This is a genomic window from Fictibacillus phosphorivorans (assembly GCF_001629705.1).
Lineage (GTDB): Bacteria > Bacillota > Bacilli > Bacillales > Fictibacillaceae > Fictibacillus > Fictibacillus phosphorivorans_A.
This window is the reverse complement of the sequence record NZ_CP015378.1, coordinates 14,622-30,361: the sequence shown is the minus strand read 5'-3', so window position 1 is coordinate 30,361 and position 15,740 is coordinate 14,622. Positions and strand designations below refer to the sequence as shown.

Below are 15,740 nucleotides of genomic sequence, written 5' to 3'. Positions count from 1 at the left end.
GTCCCGAAACTGTTCATGTTTTTATACTGAGGGGGCATTTAGTTCGTCCAATCCAGAAATTTTCGGGCCCAATCCAGAAGTTTCGGCCGTTTATCCACGAGATTTGGCTCTCAATCCAAAAGTTTTTGCTGTTTATCCACGAGTCTACAATCGTCGACAAATTCCGCCAGCTACTACCTCTCACATACCCTAGCTTAACGCCTACCCTGCGATTAACCTTAGTTACCACAAACACTGCCATATAAAAAGAAGCCTTCCCATTTGGAAAGGCGTTTATTTCTTATTTAAAAATGAAAGACAAAACAAACAATCTCCCTCTGAACGTACACTGCCATAATGAAGGTTGCAAATGTGGAATCCTTCTTGGTAGAGACGCGCCAGGTTATCATAACCTTCACCGATATCGGTAGGTTCTTTCTTGGCTTTAGAGGCTACAGACTTTTTAGCAGAACTCCGCTTTTGATCAGCATTCAGCTTGTTTCGCAGATTTTCATTTTCCATCACGAGATGGTGGTTTTCTTCAATTAGTGCAGCCAAATGAGTCTTGAAATCTTCCAGTTGCTTTGACAGCACCGTGATTTGCTCTTCCATCTGTACTACGCGGGAAAATATTGTTTTCTTTTCCACGAATTCCACCTCTTTTTACTCTGTGGCCTGACTGAATAATTCCTCTCTCTTACCAGCAAGCTCGTCCAAAGTGAACTCTGTCGTTCTTTCCATAGCTGGAATGTTCACTTGAATGATCTTCTCTAGCAAGTTCAAGCCGACAACGCGACCAACACCATGAGGGGTCATAATCTCTTCACCAACATCAGGCATTTCTTCTTTAGCTTCTTCATAATAGTCGTTCTCATACTTCAAACAACACATCAAACGGCCGCAAAGCCCTGAAATTTTAGCAGGATTTAAAGAAAGGTTTTGATCTTTTGCCATCTTGATCGAGACGGGCTCAAAATCTCCAAGGAATGTTGAACAGCAAAGCATACGACCACACGGACCAATTCCGCCGAGCATCTTCGCTTCATCCCTAACACCAATCTGCCTGAGTTCAATTCTAGTACGGAAGATAGAAGCCAGGTCTTTAACCAACTCCCGGAAATCGATTCTTCCGTCTGCTGTGAAATAAAAGATAATCTTATTTCGATCAAACGTATATTCAACATCGACAAGCTTCATATCCAGCTTATGTTCGATGATTTTTTCCTCACAACTTTGGAACGCTTCCTTAGCGGCTGCTTTATTTTCTTCTACAGACAAAATGTCTTTCTGTGTCGCGAGCCGAACGACCTTTTTTAAAGGAAGAACAACATCATTCTCCCCGACTAGTTTCTTATCGATAACTACCTTGCCATATTCTATTCCACGCGCTGTTTCCACAATGACAAACGCGTCTTTTTTCACTTCAAGGTCGCCGGGGTCGAAATAATATACTTTACCCGCTTTTTTAAAGCGGATTCCCACTACCTCATACAAGGTTTTATCCCTCCCGTAATCGTAAAACCAACTGCTCCATCACCATCAAGGGGCTGACGTTGCTCCTGAGTCTGGCTTGAGCAGTCAGTATCGCTTGCAGGGCTTCACCCGTCTTTTTTTGCGAAGTGTGAAGAGCCTGCTGCTCTAATGCTTGAAGCTGATCGAAAAACACAACGTTTTCCGAGTTTGATAAATGTATAGATAAAAGATCTCGATACCAGATCAAGAGTAAGTTTAAAGCTAAACGTAACTGATCTTTTTCTTTGAAAAAACTTAAATACTGATCTTGCAGTACAACAAGACAGTAATCAGGCCGGAGCCTCAAGTCCTCCGTTAATTGTATCACTTTGGCTCTTGCTTGTGCAAACCACTCTTCCCTACAAATTTCGAGTGCTTCTGCATAATCTGACGTCAAAGAGGACGCCAACATAGCTACCGGCTTTGGTATATCATCTTGTAGTAATTTTTTTAAAATCCCTTGTGGGGGAAGGGGTGAAAAGGTTAACGTCTGTGCTCTTGAACGAATCGTATCGAGCAAACGATGAACCTGTTCTGTCAAAAGCAGGGCGATCGTATCGTTTCCAGGCTCTTCTAAAAACTTTAAAAGACTGTTTGCCGCCTGAACGGTCATCTTATCGGCATGCTCAATAATGTATACCTTTTTGGAAGACTCCATCCCACTATAGGCAAACTCTTTCTGAAGCCCTCTTATCTGATCGATCTTAATGTTTTGGCCATCTGGTGTGATGATATGTACATCAGGATGGTTGCCAGATGTGATCCTCTTGCAGTTCGAACAGCTTTCACAAGGGTTTCCATCCTCACTGTTTCTGCAAAGGAACGTTTTTGCAAGAACCGTTGCAGTCGCCATCTTTCCAGTTCCATGAGCCCCTTCAAAAATATATGCATGAGCAAGGCGCTGTTTTCGTATACTGTTTTTTAATAATCTCACAACACGAGGCTGTGTTTTGCTGCACTCTTCCCAGCTCACCATATCTTACTCACCTACTACGTATATAAATTAACTAACAAACCTTTAATTTCTCCGATTCTATCAAGCAAAGTGATCGAATCCTTCTCTTGGCTAAGGACAGCTTCAGTCAGCTCGATCAAATGTTCATCTACTTCTTTTACGAGTTTCAGTGTGCGCGATCTCCCTTGTTCGTTCCAACTTTTGTTCTGCTTAAGCTGCATACCGAAATCAACAGCTTCTTTTACGAAGCGTTGAACCAAGTTCTTATATAGCTGCAGATCTCGTACCGTCTGTGATTGAAGCAGCCTTTTGCCTTGATTTTCTATATCACCTAACAGTCTTGTTAACTGTTCGGAATGTAATTTCTCACTTTGTTTGGACACAGCTTCACCAAAGGAAATAGATGTTTTTTTACCCATCTTTCCATCGTTCTGCTTCGTATCCAGAATGGGTCTTATATCTTGGCCAATTTTCATAATAACCCCTCAATTTTATTTAAAATTGCTGAAAGCTTTCAACCGGCAGAACAAATACAGTCGCACCGCCTACTTCAACTTCAACCGGGTATGGCACATAAGCGTCTGCATTGCCTCCCATAGGGGAAACTGGTGCCACCATCTGATTACGGCTCTTGCAGTTCTCCCGAATAATCTCCATAACATCATCGATCTGAGCATCTTCCACACCAATCATAAACGTTGTGTTCCCTGCTTTCAAAAATCCTCCTGTTGTCGCGAGTTTTGTAGCACGGTAGTTTTTATCAACAAGCGCATCTTGCAATCGGTTGCTGTCTTTATCTTGAACAACGGCTATAATCATTTTCATGGCGAATGCCCCTCTCTACTTTTTCTTATGATTCGATAAAAGTTGATCTAAATCCTTTACGATTTCTTCAAACACAGCATCAGGGCTCTGTTCACCATTGATTCGAACGATCCGATCAGCTTGTCTTGAAAAGATCTGAGCAAACCCTTCTCTCACACGTTCATGATAGGAAAGGTCTTTCTGTTCGATTCGGTCTAGATTCTCTGTTCCATAGCGAGCTTTCATTCGTTCTTTTCCAACTTGCGGCGAAACATCTACAAAATAACTGCGGTGGGGTACAAGTCCACTCGTTGCAATGTTGTTCACTTGCAGCACACGTTCCTCACCTACACCAAGACCAAACCCTTGGTAGGCAAGCGATGCATCAACAAATCGATCACAGAGTACAACTTTTCCTTCTTCCAATGCAGGAATAATCTTTTCATGTACATGCTGTGCACGTGAAGCTGCATAGAGTAGAACTTCTGTCAGATCATGCATTTCTTTATGCTCTGGATCTAAGACAAGCGCTCGTATCTTATCGCTGATAGCTGTTCCACCTGGCTCACGCGTCTGGATAAAATCTACCTCGTGCTTTCGTAAATACTCAGCAACCTTCGCAATTTGTGTTGTTTTTCCAGACCCGTCCGGCCCTTCTAGCGTAATAAATAAACCTTTCACAATTACTGCCCCTTACCTATGATCAAAAACATATATTAAATGGTCCTCGGTAATTCCTTGGAACCGAGCACCTTTCTTTTTTAATAAAGAATACTCATCTATATGTTTCGAAGTAATTTGTTCTCCTTTTGCGACAAGTGGAATTCCCGGAGGATAAGGAATAACGGCTTCTGCTGCTATCTGTCCTTCTGAATCCATCATCGACTGAGATTTCGCCTGTAAACCCCTCATTTCTCTATACGAAAGGGATAAACGACTCACTTGTAAAACATCTGTTAAGGATTGTTCTGTTTGTTCTCTTTTATTATAACGAGGAAGTTGATCGGATACCTTTTTCAATACCCTTTGTAAGTCAGTAGAATCGTTCACCGTGCCGAGCGGCAAAACGAACAAAACATTCCGATCATCTGCTAACTCGGTAAACAACCCTTCTTTTTCAAATAAAGCCTGAAGCTCATACCCTGATAATTCCCTATCAGACTGTACAGTAATCTTTAATGGATCAATCTGATATCGATCTGGAGCTTTTATTACTTTTAGATGCGGAAGTGAATCTATATACTTTCTCATACCTTCAGCTTGAGACAAGATACGATTGATGTCATCATTGCTCAAATTTTCAAGGTAAAGTCGGCTAAGATCAAGTGAAGCCATGATCAGATAGGAAGGAGAGCTAGACTGTACTAACTGTAGAGCATGCTTTAAACGGTGGATATTTACTCGTTCGCTGTTCACATGTAAATAAGCGCCCATCGTTAGAGCCGGTAAAGTCTTATGCGCAGATTGCACAACCATGTCTGCCCCTTTATGTATCGAGCTGATCGGCATATCTTTTAATCCGAAATGTGCTCCATGCGCTTCATCAACTAAGACAATACCACCAACACTATGAATCAAATCAGCAATGTCTTGAATATCTTGCTGCATGCCATAATACGTAGGGTTAGTCAGTATAATTCCTTTCACATGAGGATAACGCTCAACCGCTTCTTTCACCGTTTGAAGATGTACACCTAATGGATATCCACCCTCTTCGTCCATCTCGGTATGAAGAAAAACTGGAGTAACACCAGCCAACTCTAAACCATTTAACACAGACTTATGACAGTTCCGTTGGACGAGTACGATGTCTTCATCATTAAATGACGAAAGAATCATGGCGTGGTTTCCACACGTGCTTCCATTTACTAAAAAAAAGCTTTGTTTCACTCTGTAGTAATCAGCCAAAAGCTGCTGTGTTTCTAAGATCACACCCTCGGGATGGTGCAAGTCATCAAGTCCTGACAGCTCAGTAACATCGAACGGTAAAACAGATTGAAAAGTGGCTTTAGCTCTCTCTTCAAAGATGTGACCGTTCTTATGGCCTGGCACATGAAATGACCATTTATTTGTATGACTATGATTGATTAACGCTTCATATAGCGGTGCATGTTTCATTACAAAATCCCTTTGTTTTTAAACGTTTTTAAGCTTTGTTTGATATTCCTATTCTATCATAGATTAGCTTCCTACGAATTTACAGCAACAAAAAAACAGGCTGTTGGATAGCCTGTTTTCTTAGGAAGACGCGTTTACTAACTTTAATTTTCTTAGTTGGGATAGATAATGTTTATAATATTCGTCATTGGTTTTCGCAGTTAGGATCTTATGCTCACACTCTTGGCAAATAAACTGATGAAGAATGTGTAATCCTCGATCTTTCTTCTCTTCACATACCATACAAATTTCCCCGTACTGTCGTGTCGCTTTCATTCTTCCACCTCCATAATTGCCATTGTTGCCAGATTAATTTATTCATATACGTTAATTCAGATTATTTTGGATACTCTATAAAATGTATGAATCTCTAGGCTTTGTTGTGTCTGTCTTCATTGGATTCAAAAAAATAAACCAAGTTCGCGTCTTCATGGTCCTTAATCCCCGCTGTAGCGGTGTTTAAAACCAATTGATGTGCTGGATAGGCAAATAAGTTGCTTTTTTTAGTTTTTGGGATAGGTAGTTGTTTTGTGAAGGCGATTTTTGATGGGTGTTGGTTGACCAATATGATTGTAGTGACGGGTGTAAACCTTCGGTCGTGTCGAAAATTCGATAAAAATTTTTATCCGTGAAATTATGAAGCTTATCCGTGAATATATGGAGAATTACCGTGAATAAAATCTCAATTACCGTGAAAATATGTTGCTTTGGGTGGATGAGCAGATCTCATTTGGAGCTTGTGAGCGGAAATCGGGGGTGTTTAGGTGCGTTTTTTGCTTTGATGAGGGGTGAAGCGGCTGCTAGCGTTACTTTTGAATAGATTTTCGGAGCTTTGGCTGAAGAATATCGCGTTTTGGAAGATGGCTCTGGCCATCTTCTTCCTATTTTGAGGGTTGTAGGAGGGTTTCGTGGATGAAACTGATCTCCGAAACATACGGAGTGGGGTATCTCCGCAGTCTAATTAAGTCTGAATCCACAAAATTAAGTCGTAAGAAGAATGAATTAAGTCGGAACCAGCCTCAATTAAGTCTAAAAACAAAAATAAAGGCCATTCGCTAATTCTCGACAACCCATCCCTACCCGTTCCATGCTCTATCCCCCCGAAACTTCCTCACCTCCAATCATCCATAAATCAGAAGTTTGGCATCAGCCAAACCTCCTTATTTCATTTTTAAAACACAAAAAAAGAAGATGGATTTTCATCCATCTTCCTCATTGCCTAGCGACGTCCTACTCTAACAGGGGGAAACCCCCAACTACCATCGGCGCTAAAGAGCTTAACTTCCGTGTTCGGTATGGGAACGGGTGTGACCTCTTTGCCATCATCACTAGACCTAACCATGACTTTCACCATGATTCTAACTTGTAGAGAGTATGTTCTCTCAAAACTAGATACGACGTTTCCAAACGTTATGCTTTTTTAAGGATAAGCCCTCGACCGATTAGTATCTGTCAGCTCCACGTGTCACCACGCTTCCACACCAGACCTATCAACCTCATCATCTCTAAGGGGTCTTACTCACTTGCGTGATGGGAAATCTCATCTTGAGGGGGGCTTCATGCTTAGATGCTTTCAGCACTTATCCCGTCCACACGTAGCTACCCAGCTATGCCCCTGGCGGAACAACTGGTACACCAGCGGTGTGTCCATCCCGGTCCTCTCGTACTAAGGACAGCTCCTCTCAAATTTCCTGCGCCCGCGACGGATAGGGACCGAACTGTCTCACGACGTTCTGAACCCAGCTCGCGTACCGCTTTAATGGGCGAACAGCCCAACCCTTGGGACCTACTTCAGCCCCAGGATGCGATGAGCCGACATCGAGGTGCCAAACCTCCCCGTCGATGTGGACTCTTGGGGGAGATAAGCCTGTTATCCCCAGGGTAGCTTTTATCCGTTGAGCGATGGCCCTTCCATGCGGAACCACCGGATCACTAAGCCCGACTTTCGTCCCTGCTCGACTTGTAGGTCTCGCAGTCAAGCTCCCTTGTGCCTTTACACTCTGCGAATGATTTCCAACCATTCTGAGGGAACCTTTGGGCGCCTCCGTTACTGTTTAGGAGGCGACCGCCCCAGTCAAACTGCCCACCTGACACTGTCTCCGAACCGGATTACGGTCCAAGGTTAGAATTTCAATACAGCCAGGGTAGTATCCCACCGACGCCTCCACCGAAGCTGGCGCTCCGGCTTCTCAGGCTCCTACCTATCCTGTACAAGCTGTACCAAAATCCAATATCAAGTTGCAGTAAAGCTCCATGGGGTCTTTCCGTCCTGTCGCGGGTAACCTGCATCTTCACAGGTACTATAATTTCACCGGGTCTCTCGTTGAGACAGTATCCAAGTCGTTACACCTTTCGTGCGGGTCGGAACTTACCCGACAAGGAATTTCGCTACCTTAGGACCGTTATAGTTACGGCCGCCTTTTACTGGGGCTTCAATTCAGAGCTTCTCCCAAAGGATAACCCCTCCTCTTAACCTTCCAGCACCGGGCAGGTGTCAGCCCCTATACTTCACCTTGCGGTTTCGCAGAGACCTGTGTTTTTGCTAAACAGTCGCTTGGATCTATTCACTGCGGCTCTCTCGGGCGATAAACCCTATCAGAGCACCCCTTCTCCCGAAGTTACGGGGTCATTTTGCCGAGTTCCTTAACGAGAGTTCTCCCGATCATCTTAGGATTCTCTCCTCGCCTACCTGTGTCGGTTTGCGGTACGGGCACCTCTTTCCTCACTAGAGGCTTTTCTTGGCAGTGTAGGATCAGGGACTTCGGTACTAAAATTTCCCTCGCCATCACAGCTCAGCCTTCATGTTGGGCGGATTTGCCTACCCAACAGCCTAACTGCTTAGACGCACTATTCCATCAGTGCGCTCACCCTACCTTACTGCGTCCCCCCATTGTTCAAACGGAAAGGAGGTGGTACAGGAATATCAACCTGTTATCCATCGCCTACGCTTTTCAGCCTCGGCTTAGGCCCCGACTAACCCTGAGCGGACGAGCCTTCCTCAGGAAACCTTAGGCTTTCGATGGACAAGATTCTCACTTGTCTTTCGCTACTCATACCGGCATTCTCACTTCAAAGCGCTCCACCAGTCCTTCCGGTCTGACTTCGCTGCACTTCGAACGCTCCCCTACCCCTGTACCATACGGTACAAGCCATAGCTTCGGTGATACGTTTAGCCCCGTTACATTTTCGGCGCAGAGTCACTCGACCAGTGAGCTATTACGCACTCTTTAAATGGTGGCTGCTTCTAAGCCAACATCCTGGTTGTCTGGGCAACTCCACATCCTTTGCCACTTAACGTATACTTTGGGACCTTAGCTGATGGTCTGGGCTGTTTCCCTTTTGACTACGGATCTTATCACTCGCAGTCTGACTCCCGCGGATAATTCTCTGGCATTCGGAGTTTGACTGAATTCGGTAACCCTGTGGGGGCCCCTAGTCCAATCAGTGCTCTACCTCCAGGAATCTTGCCGCGAGGCTAGCCCTAAAGCTATTTCGGGGAGAACCAGCTATCTCCGTGTTCGATTGGCATTTCACCCCTACCCACACCTCATCCCCGCACTTTTCAACGTGCGTGGGTTCGGGCCTCCATTCAGTGTTACCTGAACTTCACCCTGGACATGGGTAGATCACACGGTTTCGGGTCTACGACCACGTACTATGTCGCCCTATTCAGACTCGCTTTCGCTGCGGCTCCGTCTTATCAACTTAACCTTGCACGGGATCGTAACTCGCCGGTTCATTCTACAAAAGGCACGCCGTCACCCGTTAATGGGCTCCGACTACTTGTAGGCACACGGTTTCAGGATCTGTTTCACTCCCCTTCCGGGGTGCTTTTCACCTTTCCCTCACGGTACTGGTTCACTATCGGTCACTAGGGAGTATTTAGCCTTGGGAGATGGTCCTCCCGGATTCCGACGGGGTTTCACGTGTCCCGCCGTACTCAGGATCCACTCAGGAGGGAACGAAGTTTCAGCTACAGGGCTGTTACCTTCTTCGGCTGGCCTTTCCAGACCACTTCACCTACTTCGTTCCTTTGTAACTCCGTATAGAGTGTCCTACAACCCCAGAGAGCAAGCTCTCTGGTTTGGGCTGATTCCGTTTCGCTCGCCGCTACTCAGGAAATCGCATTTGCTTTCTCTTCCTCCGGGTACTTAGATGTTTCAGTTCCCCGGGTCTGCCTTCTCATACCCTATGTATTCAGATATGGATACCATCCCATTACGGATGGTGGGTTCCCCCATTCGGAAATCCCCGGATCAATGCTTACTTACAGCTCCCCGAGGCATATCGGTGTTCGTCCCGTCCTTCTTCGGCTCCTAGTGCCAAGGCATCCACCGTGCGCCCTTTCTAGCTTAACCTTATATGATGTTTGCACATCAAAGATTCTTGCTTGGCGCAGATTAGATAAATCTATCTGCCTTGCATATTGTTTGGATGTCGATATCTAGTTTTCAAAGAACATAATTTAAAAATGCATCATCGTAAGATGTGCAATGGTGGAGCTTAGCGGGATCGAACCGCTGACCTCCTGCGTGCAAGGCAGGCGCTCTCCCAGCTGAGCTAAAGCCCCATAATGGGAATGAAATTTTATGAAAATGGTGGGCCTAAATGGACTCGAACCATCGACCTCACGCTTATCAGGCGTGCGCTCTAACCAGCTGAGCTATAGGCCCCTAAAGGAAGTTAAGTTCCTTCAAAACTGAACAAAAGAAGAATAGGCGTACTTACGAAACACACGAAGGTGTTTCATAATCTCCATAGAAAGGAGGTGATCCAGCCGCACCTTCCGATACGGCTACCTTGTTACGACTTCACCCCAATCATCTGTCCCACCTTCGGCGGCTGGCTCCCAAAAGGGTTACCCCACCGACTTCGGGTGTTACAAACTCTCGTGGTGTGACGGGCGGTGTGTACAAGGCCCGGGAACGTATTCACCGCGGCATGCTGATCCGCGATTACTAGCAATTCCGGCTTCATGTAGGCGAGTTGCAGCCTACAATCCGAACTGAGAATGACTTTTTGGGATTGGCTTGGCCTCGCGGCTTCGCAACCCTTTGTATCATCCATTGTAGCACGTGTGTAGCCCAGGTCATAAGGGGCATGATGATTTGACGTCATCCCCACCTTCCTCCGGTTTGTCACCGGCAGTCACCTTAGAGTGCCCAACTGAATGCTGGCAACTAAGGTCAAGGGTTGCGCTCGTTGCGGGACTTAACCCAACATCTCACGACACGAGCTGACGACAACCATGCACCACCTGTCACTTTGTCCCCCGAAGGGGAAAGCTCTATCTCTAGAGTGGTCAAAGGATGTCAAGACCTGGTAAGGTTCTTCGCGTTGCTTCGAATTAAACCACATGCTCCACTGCTTGTGCGGGCCCCCGTCAATTCCTTTGAGTTTCAACCTTGCGGTCGTACTCCCCAGGCGGAGTGCTTAATGTGTTAACTTCAGCACTGAGGGTGGAACCCCCCAACACCTAGCACTCATCGTTTACGGCGTGGACTACCAGGGTATCTAATCCTGTTTGCTCCCCACGCTTTCGCGCCTCAGCGTCAGTTACAGGCCAAAAAGCCGCCTTCGCCACTGGTGTTCCTCCACATCTCTACGCATTTCACCGCTACACGTGGAATTCCACTTTTCTCTCCTGCACTCAAGTCTCCCAGTTTCCAATGACCCTCCACGGTTGAGCCGTGGGCTTTCACATCAGACTTAAGAGACCGCCTGCGCGCGCTTTACGCCCAATAATTCCGGATAACGCTTGCCACCTACGTATTACCGCGGCTGCTGGCACGTAGTTAGCCGTGGCTTTCTGGTTAGGTACCGTCAAGGTACGAGCAGTTACTCTCGTACTTGTTCTTCTCTAACAACAGAGCTTTACGACCCGAAGGCCTTCATCGCTCACGCGGCGTTGCTCGGTCAGGCTTTCGCCCATTGCCGAAGATTCCCTACTGCTGCCTCCCGTAGGAGTCTGGGCCGTGTCTCAGTCCCAGTGTGGCCGATCACCCTCTCAGGTCGGCTACGCATCGTCGCCTTGGTGAGCCGTTACCTCACCAACTAGCTAATGCGCCGCGGGCTCATCTGTAAGTGTCAGCCGAAACCGACTTTCAAAAAGAAGAAATGCTTCTTCTCTTATTATCCGGTATTAGCTCCGGTTTCCCGGAGTTATCCCCGTCTTACAGGCAGATTACCCACGTGTTACTCACCCGTCCGCCGCTAAATCAGAGGAGCAAGCTCCTCATCATTCGCTCGACTTGCATGTATTAGGCACGCCGCCAGCGTTCATCCTGAGCCAGGATCAAACTCTCCATAAAAGTGTTTGTCTTGCTCGATTTTAAAACTGACGGAATTAATTCTTAATTCCTTACCTATTTCTTTTGTTCAGTTTTCAAAGAACTTTTTTGTTAGCCGCTCGTTTTAGCGACTTTATTAGGATAACATCTTTATAATAAGAAGTCAACCGTTTTTTAAAATTTGTTTCCCGCCTGCAACAATGTTTCATGTGTTGCGGCGACAAGAACTAATATATCACGTATGGTGAATGAAGGTCAATAGTTATTTTGAAATTACTTTAAATAAATGAAAAAAGGTATAGAAAGCTTATAATCGCTCTCTACACCTTCTCTTAAACGTACGTTTGAATCCCTTAGTTCAAGATAAAGAATTCAATGGCTACTAGTGAAGCTATGCCGGGTAATCCAGCTATTCCTGAGATCAGCGCCGTAAACGCATTAATCGGAATATGAATATCATATGAGTTTCCGATCGCATTTAATAAGAATAGCAACAGTGCACCAATACAAAAACGTGTAATACCGAATCCGATCCAGCGTATTGGCCGCATTGGAGCACCTACTAGAAGCAGGACAAAGATGATAGTTCCAAGAATAGCGATTACCGTTATTGGCTCCATTCTCGATTCCTCCTATACAACATCCAAGTTATTACTAGTCATTGTATGGGAGTTGTCCAAAAAAAAGACCAGCAGTTATTTTAACTTGCTGGTCGTCACGTTTCTTTTTTTCGCTTCTTTTAATAAGAAGAAGTATTTTGATTCTGCTAGTTGAAGCTTAAAGATAACCTCTTCAGATGGTTCTACACTGCGTTCCACCATTTCTTTTTGATGCATCCAGTCTATCTTTAGCTCATCAAGACTTTGAAGCAGCTCTTCATCTCCGGATCGCTTCAATCGCCCTTTTCGGGAAAAAAACATGCAAGCAACCCCTTTAGTTAGATTTCTCTTCTTCCTTCAAGCGCTTTGGAAAGCGTTACTTCATCCGCATACTCCAAGTCTCCGCCTACAGGCAGTCCATGGGCAATACGAGTAATCTTGATACCCGTCGGTTTTAGAAGTCTTGCGATATACATGGCAGTGGCTTCTCCTTCGATGTTCGGATCTGTAGCCATGATAATTTCTTGAATCCCATCATCTGTCAGGCGCTTCAACAGTTCTGCGACTTTAATATCCTCTGGTCCTACACCATCCATGGGTGAGATCGCCCCGTGGAGGACATGATAGAGTCCGCGGTACTCTTTCATTTTTTCCATCGCAATAACATCCTTGGAGTCGTGAACAACACAGATCGTCGTTCGGTCTCTGCTTGAATCATCGCAGATCATACAAGGATCACGGTCAGTAATATGAAAGCAGTTGGAACAATAGATAAGCTGACGTTTCGCGTTAACGAGTGCTCGTCCAAAATCGAGCACGTCATCTTCTTTCATTTCCAATACGAAAAATGCCAGGCGAACCGCCGTTTTCGGTCCGATGCCCGGCAATTTCATAAAGCTTTCAATCAGCTTTGAGATCGGTTCAGGATAATGCATAGCATATTCCTAGAACATTCCAGGAATGTTAAGTCCTTTTGTGAATTTGCCCATGTCTTGTGATACGAGTTCGTCCACTTTCTTAAGTGCATCGTTCGTAGCTGCTAGCACAAGGTCTTGAAGCATGTCGATATCATCTGGATCTACTACTTCTTCTTTAATGATAATGTCGATGATCTCTTTGTGACCGTTCGCTTTAACGGTAACCATACCGCCGCCAGCTGAACCTTCGATCACTTTATCTTTTAGTTCCTCTTGAGCTTTTGCCATGTCACGCTGCATTTTTTGCATTTGTTTCATCATATTGTTCATGTTGCCTTTCATCATCGTACAATTCCTCCTTTTATTCTTCCTCTTCTTTTATCTCAATTAAATCATCGCCAACCAATTTGATCGCCTCTGCGATGAGAGGGTCTTCTGTTTTTTCTTTTTCTTCAGAAGATGGTTGGCCTTGCTGTTGTTCTTTAATGAAGTCAGCTTTTAGTTTCTGCCATTCTGGATCCAACATGGATAGCATGGACAGGTTCTTTCCTATTGTACTATAAACTGCGCTTTCTACATAGCTCCTGTTGTTCTCTTGAGATGCCATTTGGCGGTGGATTTCATGCTGAAATGAAAGCAAAAAGATTTGATCTGAACAAGCTACCGGCTCTGCACCTGAGAGAAGGGCATAGGCACTTACTTTTTCAGAACGGATCTTATCTAAGATCTCTCCCCACATTCCCTTAAGCTGAACAAGGTTTGGTTTTTTTGCTTTTTTGAGCATCTCTTTTACTTGTGTTTGTGATGCGCCACCTTGTCCTCTGATTACTCTTTTTTCTCTTGGAGCTTCCGCTTCCGTCTGGGAGGATGGTCCGTTAGATGACCAGCCGCTTTCTTTCATCTTTTTAAGTTCTTGTTCTAATTGCTCAATTCTTTGCATTAACGGTTCAACAGAAGGATTCCCCGCTTGCGACGTGATCCCTTCTTGCTTTTGGTAACAAATCTTGATGAAGGTTGTCTCTAAGAAAATCTTAGGATGGTTCGTCCATTTCATCTCTTGTTGTGCAGCATTTAACTGACCGATGATCGCATAGATGTCTTCTGCAGCTGTAGCATCTGCCAATCGTGCAAAGTCTTCGTCTGTTGAGACACGTTCTAACAGCTCTTCTAATTGAGGTGCCGTTTTGTATAGAAGCATATCTCTATAATAGTAGATAAGGTCTCCTAAAAAACGAACAGGATCTTTTCCTTGATGTAATAGTTCTGTCGATAAAGTAAGAGCTTTTGATACATCTTTTTCTAAAAAGGCTTCTGCCATCTCGGAAAGATGCTTTTGTGAGGCAGAGCCGGTTACCGACAAAACATCCTCTACTCTTACTTTCTCATCACTATAGGAGATCGCTTGGTCGAGGAGACTTAACGCATCACGCATTCCACCTTCAGCTGCTCTTGCTAGCAGTTGAAGAGCTTCTTCATCAACTTCGGTACCGTTAGCGTCGACGATCTGCCTCATTCGTCCGATGATCGATTGTGAAGATATCCGCTTGAAATCAAACCGTTGACATCGTGAAACGATCGTTGCCGGAATTTTATGCGGCTCGGTCGTTGCCAGAATAAAAATAACATGGCTTGGCGGTTCTTCTAACGTTTTTAATAACGCGTTAAACGCACCAGTTGAAAGCATATGTACTTCATCTATGATATAGACTTTGTACGTAACAGAGGACGGCGCAAATTTCACTTTGTCCCGGATATCCCTTATATCATCCACACCTGTATTAGACGCGGCATCGATCTCTAATACATCAGATATCGAACCGTTCGTGATCCCTCTACAAGCGTCACATTCGTTACATGGCTCAGAAACTGGAGCCCGTTCACAGTTAACAGCTTTGGCGATAATCTTCGCCGCACTTGTTTTACCCGTTCCTCTTGGTCCTGAAAACAGGTAGGCATGGGAAAGCTTGTCCTGCATCAAGGCATTTTGAATCGTTTTTGTAATGTGTTCCTGCCCGACCATATCTTCAAAGCTCTGTGGCCTCCATACGCGGTAGAGCGCTTGATAACTCATCCCTTTGCCTCCTTTAATTCACTTCATTCTTTCTATATTATACTGAAACATTACAAAAAACTCACCCCTGAAACAAGGGTGAGTTATTGTTTATATATTAGAATGCCGCGCACCTCTCTTTGGAATAGTCAACCTATGCGTACAAACGCAGTTAGCTCAGTCCAGGTTGCCCCACGGCACACGAAGTGGTCCACTTACTGCTGCTTCCTTCCGGACCTGACAGGGTTCATGGGTCTCCGTTGCGCAGGACCCGGACATCAACACCACTTACGTCCGTCAGACCATACGTTGAACTAGCCGAGGAGAGGAATTCAACCTCGCTACAGCGGATTGCGAGTACAGGGCACCGCTACCTCCCCATCTAGCGCGACAAAGTGTATAACATTGTTAGATGCACAACTAAATGTGCAAGATTTAGTATACTATGTCCTTTTAAAAAAATCAACCGCAGGAGCA

General features: G+C 45.1%; 14 protein-coding genes, 2 tRNA genes, 3 rRNA genes and 1 other RNA gene. 1 reads left to right on the top strand and 19 read right to left on the bottom strand.

All coding sequences use genetic code 11. From position 1 onward, the window contains the following. Positions 1–273: 273 nt before the first annotated feature. The 8 genes from yabA to ABE65_RS00135 all read right to left on the bottom strand — a co-directional run bounded on the left by yabA (position 274) and on the right by ABE65_RS00135 (position 5,683). Entirely contained in the window at positions 274–627 is a 354-nt protein-coding gene (gene yabA / locus ABE65_RS00170; RefSeq protein WP_066390481.1) for a DNA replication initiation control protein YabA, read from the bottom strand. A 15-nt stretch (positions 628–642) separates the two neighbouring features. After that, positions 643–1,473 carry a PSP1 domain-containing protein gene (locus ABE65_RS00165; RefSeq protein WP_066390480.1) on the bottom strand — a complete coding sequence of 277 codons (831 nt, stop codon included), beginning with the start codon at positions 1,471–1,473 and terminating at the stop codon, positions 643–645. A gap of 4 nt (positions 1,474–1,477) precedes the next feature. Beyond that, positions 1,478–2,467, bottom strand: coding sequence for a DNA polymerase III subunit delta' (gene holB / locus ABE65_RS00160; RefSeq protein WP_066390477.1), 990 nt, complete (start codon positions 2,465–2,467; stop codon positions 1,478–1,480). A gap of 14 nt (positions 2,468–2,481) precedes the next feature. Then, complete coding sequence (locus ABE65_RS00155) at positions 2,482–2,922, bottom strand: YaaR family protein (protein ID WP_066390474.1); 441 nt, start codon at positions 2,920–2,922, stop codon at positions 2,482–2,484. A gap of 19 nt (positions 2,923–2,941) precedes the next feature. Continuing rightward, positions 2,942–3,271 (bottom strand): cyclic-di-AMP receptor, encoded by a 330-nt coding sequence (locus tag ABE65_RS00150; protein ID WP_066390471.1) that lies wholly within the window; start codon positions 3,269–3,271, stop codon positions 2,942–2,944. 15 nt (positions 3,272–3,286) lie between these two features. Further along, complete coding sequence (tmk, locus tag ABE65_RS00145) at positions 3,287–3,931, bottom strand: dTMP kinase (RefSeq protein ID WP_066390468.1); 645 nt, start codon at positions 3,929–3,931, stop codon at positions 3,287–3,289. Between the two features lie 12 nt (positions 3,932–3,943). Further along, entirely contained in the window at positions 3,944–5,368 is a 1,425-nt protein-coding gene (locus ABE65_RS00140) for an aminotransferase class I/II-fold pyridoxal phosphate-dependent enzyme (RefSeq protein WP_066390465.1), read from the bottom strand. A gap of 120 nt (positions 5,369–5,488) precedes the next feature. Next, positions 5,489–5,683 carry a sigma factor G inhibitor Gin gene (locus tag ABE65_RS00135; RefSeq protein WP_066390463.1) on the bottom strand — a complete coding sequence of 65 codons (195 nt, stop codon included), beginning with the start codon at positions 5,681–5,683 and terminating at the stop codon, positions 5,489–5,491. A 636-nt stretch (positions 5,684–6,319) separates the two neighbouring features. Here ABE65_RS00135 and ABE65_RS21685 point away from each other — a divergent pair. Further along, complete coding sequence (locus ABE65_RS21685) at positions 6,320–6,466, top strand: hypothetical protein (protein WP_156499092.1); 147 nt, start codon at positions 6,320–6,322, stop codon at positions 6,464–6,466. 158 nt (positions 6,467–6,624) lie between these two features. On the opposite strand, the gene rrf is transcribed toward ABE65_RS21685, so the two are convergent. The 11 genes from rrf to ffs all read right to left on the bottom strand — a co-directional run bounded on the left by rrf (position 6,625) and on the right by ffs (position 15,654). Beyond that, positions 6,625–6,740 (bottom strand): 5S ribosomal RNA (gene rrf / locus ABE65_RS00130). An 89-nt stretch (positions 6,741–6,829) separates the two neighbouring features. Further along, positions 6,830–9,765, bottom strand: a 23S ribosomal RNA gene (locus ABE65_RS00125). Between the two features lie 136 nt (positions 9,766–9,901). Beyond that, positions 9,902–9,977: transfer RNA gene (locus ABE65_RS00120), tRNA-Ala, on the bottom strand. Positions 9,978–10,003: 26 nt separating this feature from the next. Next, positions 10,004–10,080 (bottom strand) — tRNA-Ile (locus tag ABE65_RS00115). Between the two features lie 88 nt (positions 10,081–10,168). Beyond that, positions 10,169–11,718 (bottom strand): 16S ribosomal RNA (locus tag ABE65_RS00110). Together the 16S, 23S and 5S rRNA genes with 2 tRNA genes alongside form the textbook arrangement of a ribosomal RNA operon. A gap of 332 nt (positions 11,719–12,050) precedes the next feature. After that, entirely contained in the window at positions 12,051–12,317 is a 267-nt protein-coding gene (locus ABE65_RS00105) for a pro-sigmaK processing inhibitor BofA family protein (RefSeq protein ID WP_066390460.1), read from the bottom strand. Between the two features lie 75 nt (positions 12,318–12,392). Then, entirely contained in the window at positions 12,393–12,617 is a 225-nt protein-coding gene (locus ABE65_RS00100) for a YaaL family protein (protein WP_066390458.1), read from the bottom strand. A gap of 17 nt (positions 12,618–12,634) precedes the next feature. Further along, positions 12,635–13,231, bottom strand: a complete 597-nt coding sequence (gene recR, locus ABE65_RS00095) for a recombination mediator RecR (protein WP_066390455.1) — start codon at positions 13,229–13,231, stop codon at positions 12,635–12,637. Between the two features lie 9 nt (positions 13,232–13,240). Beyond that, a complete protein-coding gene (locus ABE65_RS00090) occupies positions 13,241–13,558 on the bottom strand; it encodes a YbaB/EbfC family nucleoid-associated protein (protein WP_379839693.1) in 318 nt (105 codons plus the stop codon). Between the two features lie 16 nt (positions 13,559–13,574). Next, on the bottom strand, positions 13,575–15,284 hold the full coding sequence (dnaX, locus tag ABE65_RS00085) for a DNA polymerase III subunit gamma/tau (RefSeq protein WP_066390452.1): 1,710 nt from the start codon (positions 15,282–15,284) through the stop codon (positions 13,575–13,577). 105 nt (positions 15,285–15,389) lie between these two features. After that, positions 15,390–15,654: signal recognition particle sRNA large type (gene ffs / locus ABE65_RS00080), an RNA gene on the bottom strand. Positions 15,655–15,740: the final 86 nt, after the last annotated feature.

Bases quoted from the DNA above. Each gene is read 5' to 3' on its own strand.
- ABE65_RS00135 (WP_066390463.1), bottom strand. From the start codon at position 5,683: ATGAAAGCGACACGACAGTACGGGGAAATTTGTATGGTATGTGAAGAG.
- ABE65_RS00090 (WP_379839693.1), bottom strand. From the start codon at position 13,558: ATGATGAAAGGCAACATGAACAATATGATGAAACAAATGCAAAAAATG.
- dnaX (WP_066390452.1), bottom strand. From the start codon at position 15,284: ATGAGTTATCAAGCGCTCTACCGCGTATGGAGGCCACAGAGCTTTGAA.
- ABE65_RS00150 (WP_066390471.1), bottom strand. From the start codon at position 3,271: ATGAAAATGATTATAGCCGTTGTTCAAGATAAAGACAGCAACCGATTG.
- ABE65_RS00140 (WP_066390465.1), bottom strand. From the start codon at position 5,368: ATGAAACATGCACCGCTATATGAAGCGTTAATCAATCATAGTCATACA.
- holB (WP_066390477.1), bottom strand. From the start codon at position 2,467: ATGGTGAGCTGGGAAGAGTGCAGCAAAACACAGCCTCGTGTTGTGAGA.
- ABE65_RS00155 (WP_066390474.1), bottom strand. From the start codon at position 2,922: ATGAAAATTGGCCAAGATATAAGACCCATTCTGGATACGAAGCAGAAC.
- ABE65_RS00105 (WP_066390460.1), bottom strand. From the start codon at position 12,317: ATGGAGCCAATAACGGTAATCGCTATTCTTGGAACTATCATCTTTGTC.
- ABE65_RS21685 (WP_156499092.1), top strand. From the start codon at position 6,320: ATGAAACTGATCTCCGAAACATACGGAGTGGGGTATCTCCGCAGTCTA.
- ABE65_RS00100 (WP_066390458.1), bottom strand. From the start codon at position 12,617: ATGTTTTTTTCCCGAAAAGGGCGATTGAAGCGATCCGGAGATGAAGAG.
- recR (WP_066390455.1), bottom strand. From the start codon at position 13,231: ATGCATTATCCTGAACCGATCTCAAAGCTGATTGAAAGCTTTATGAAA.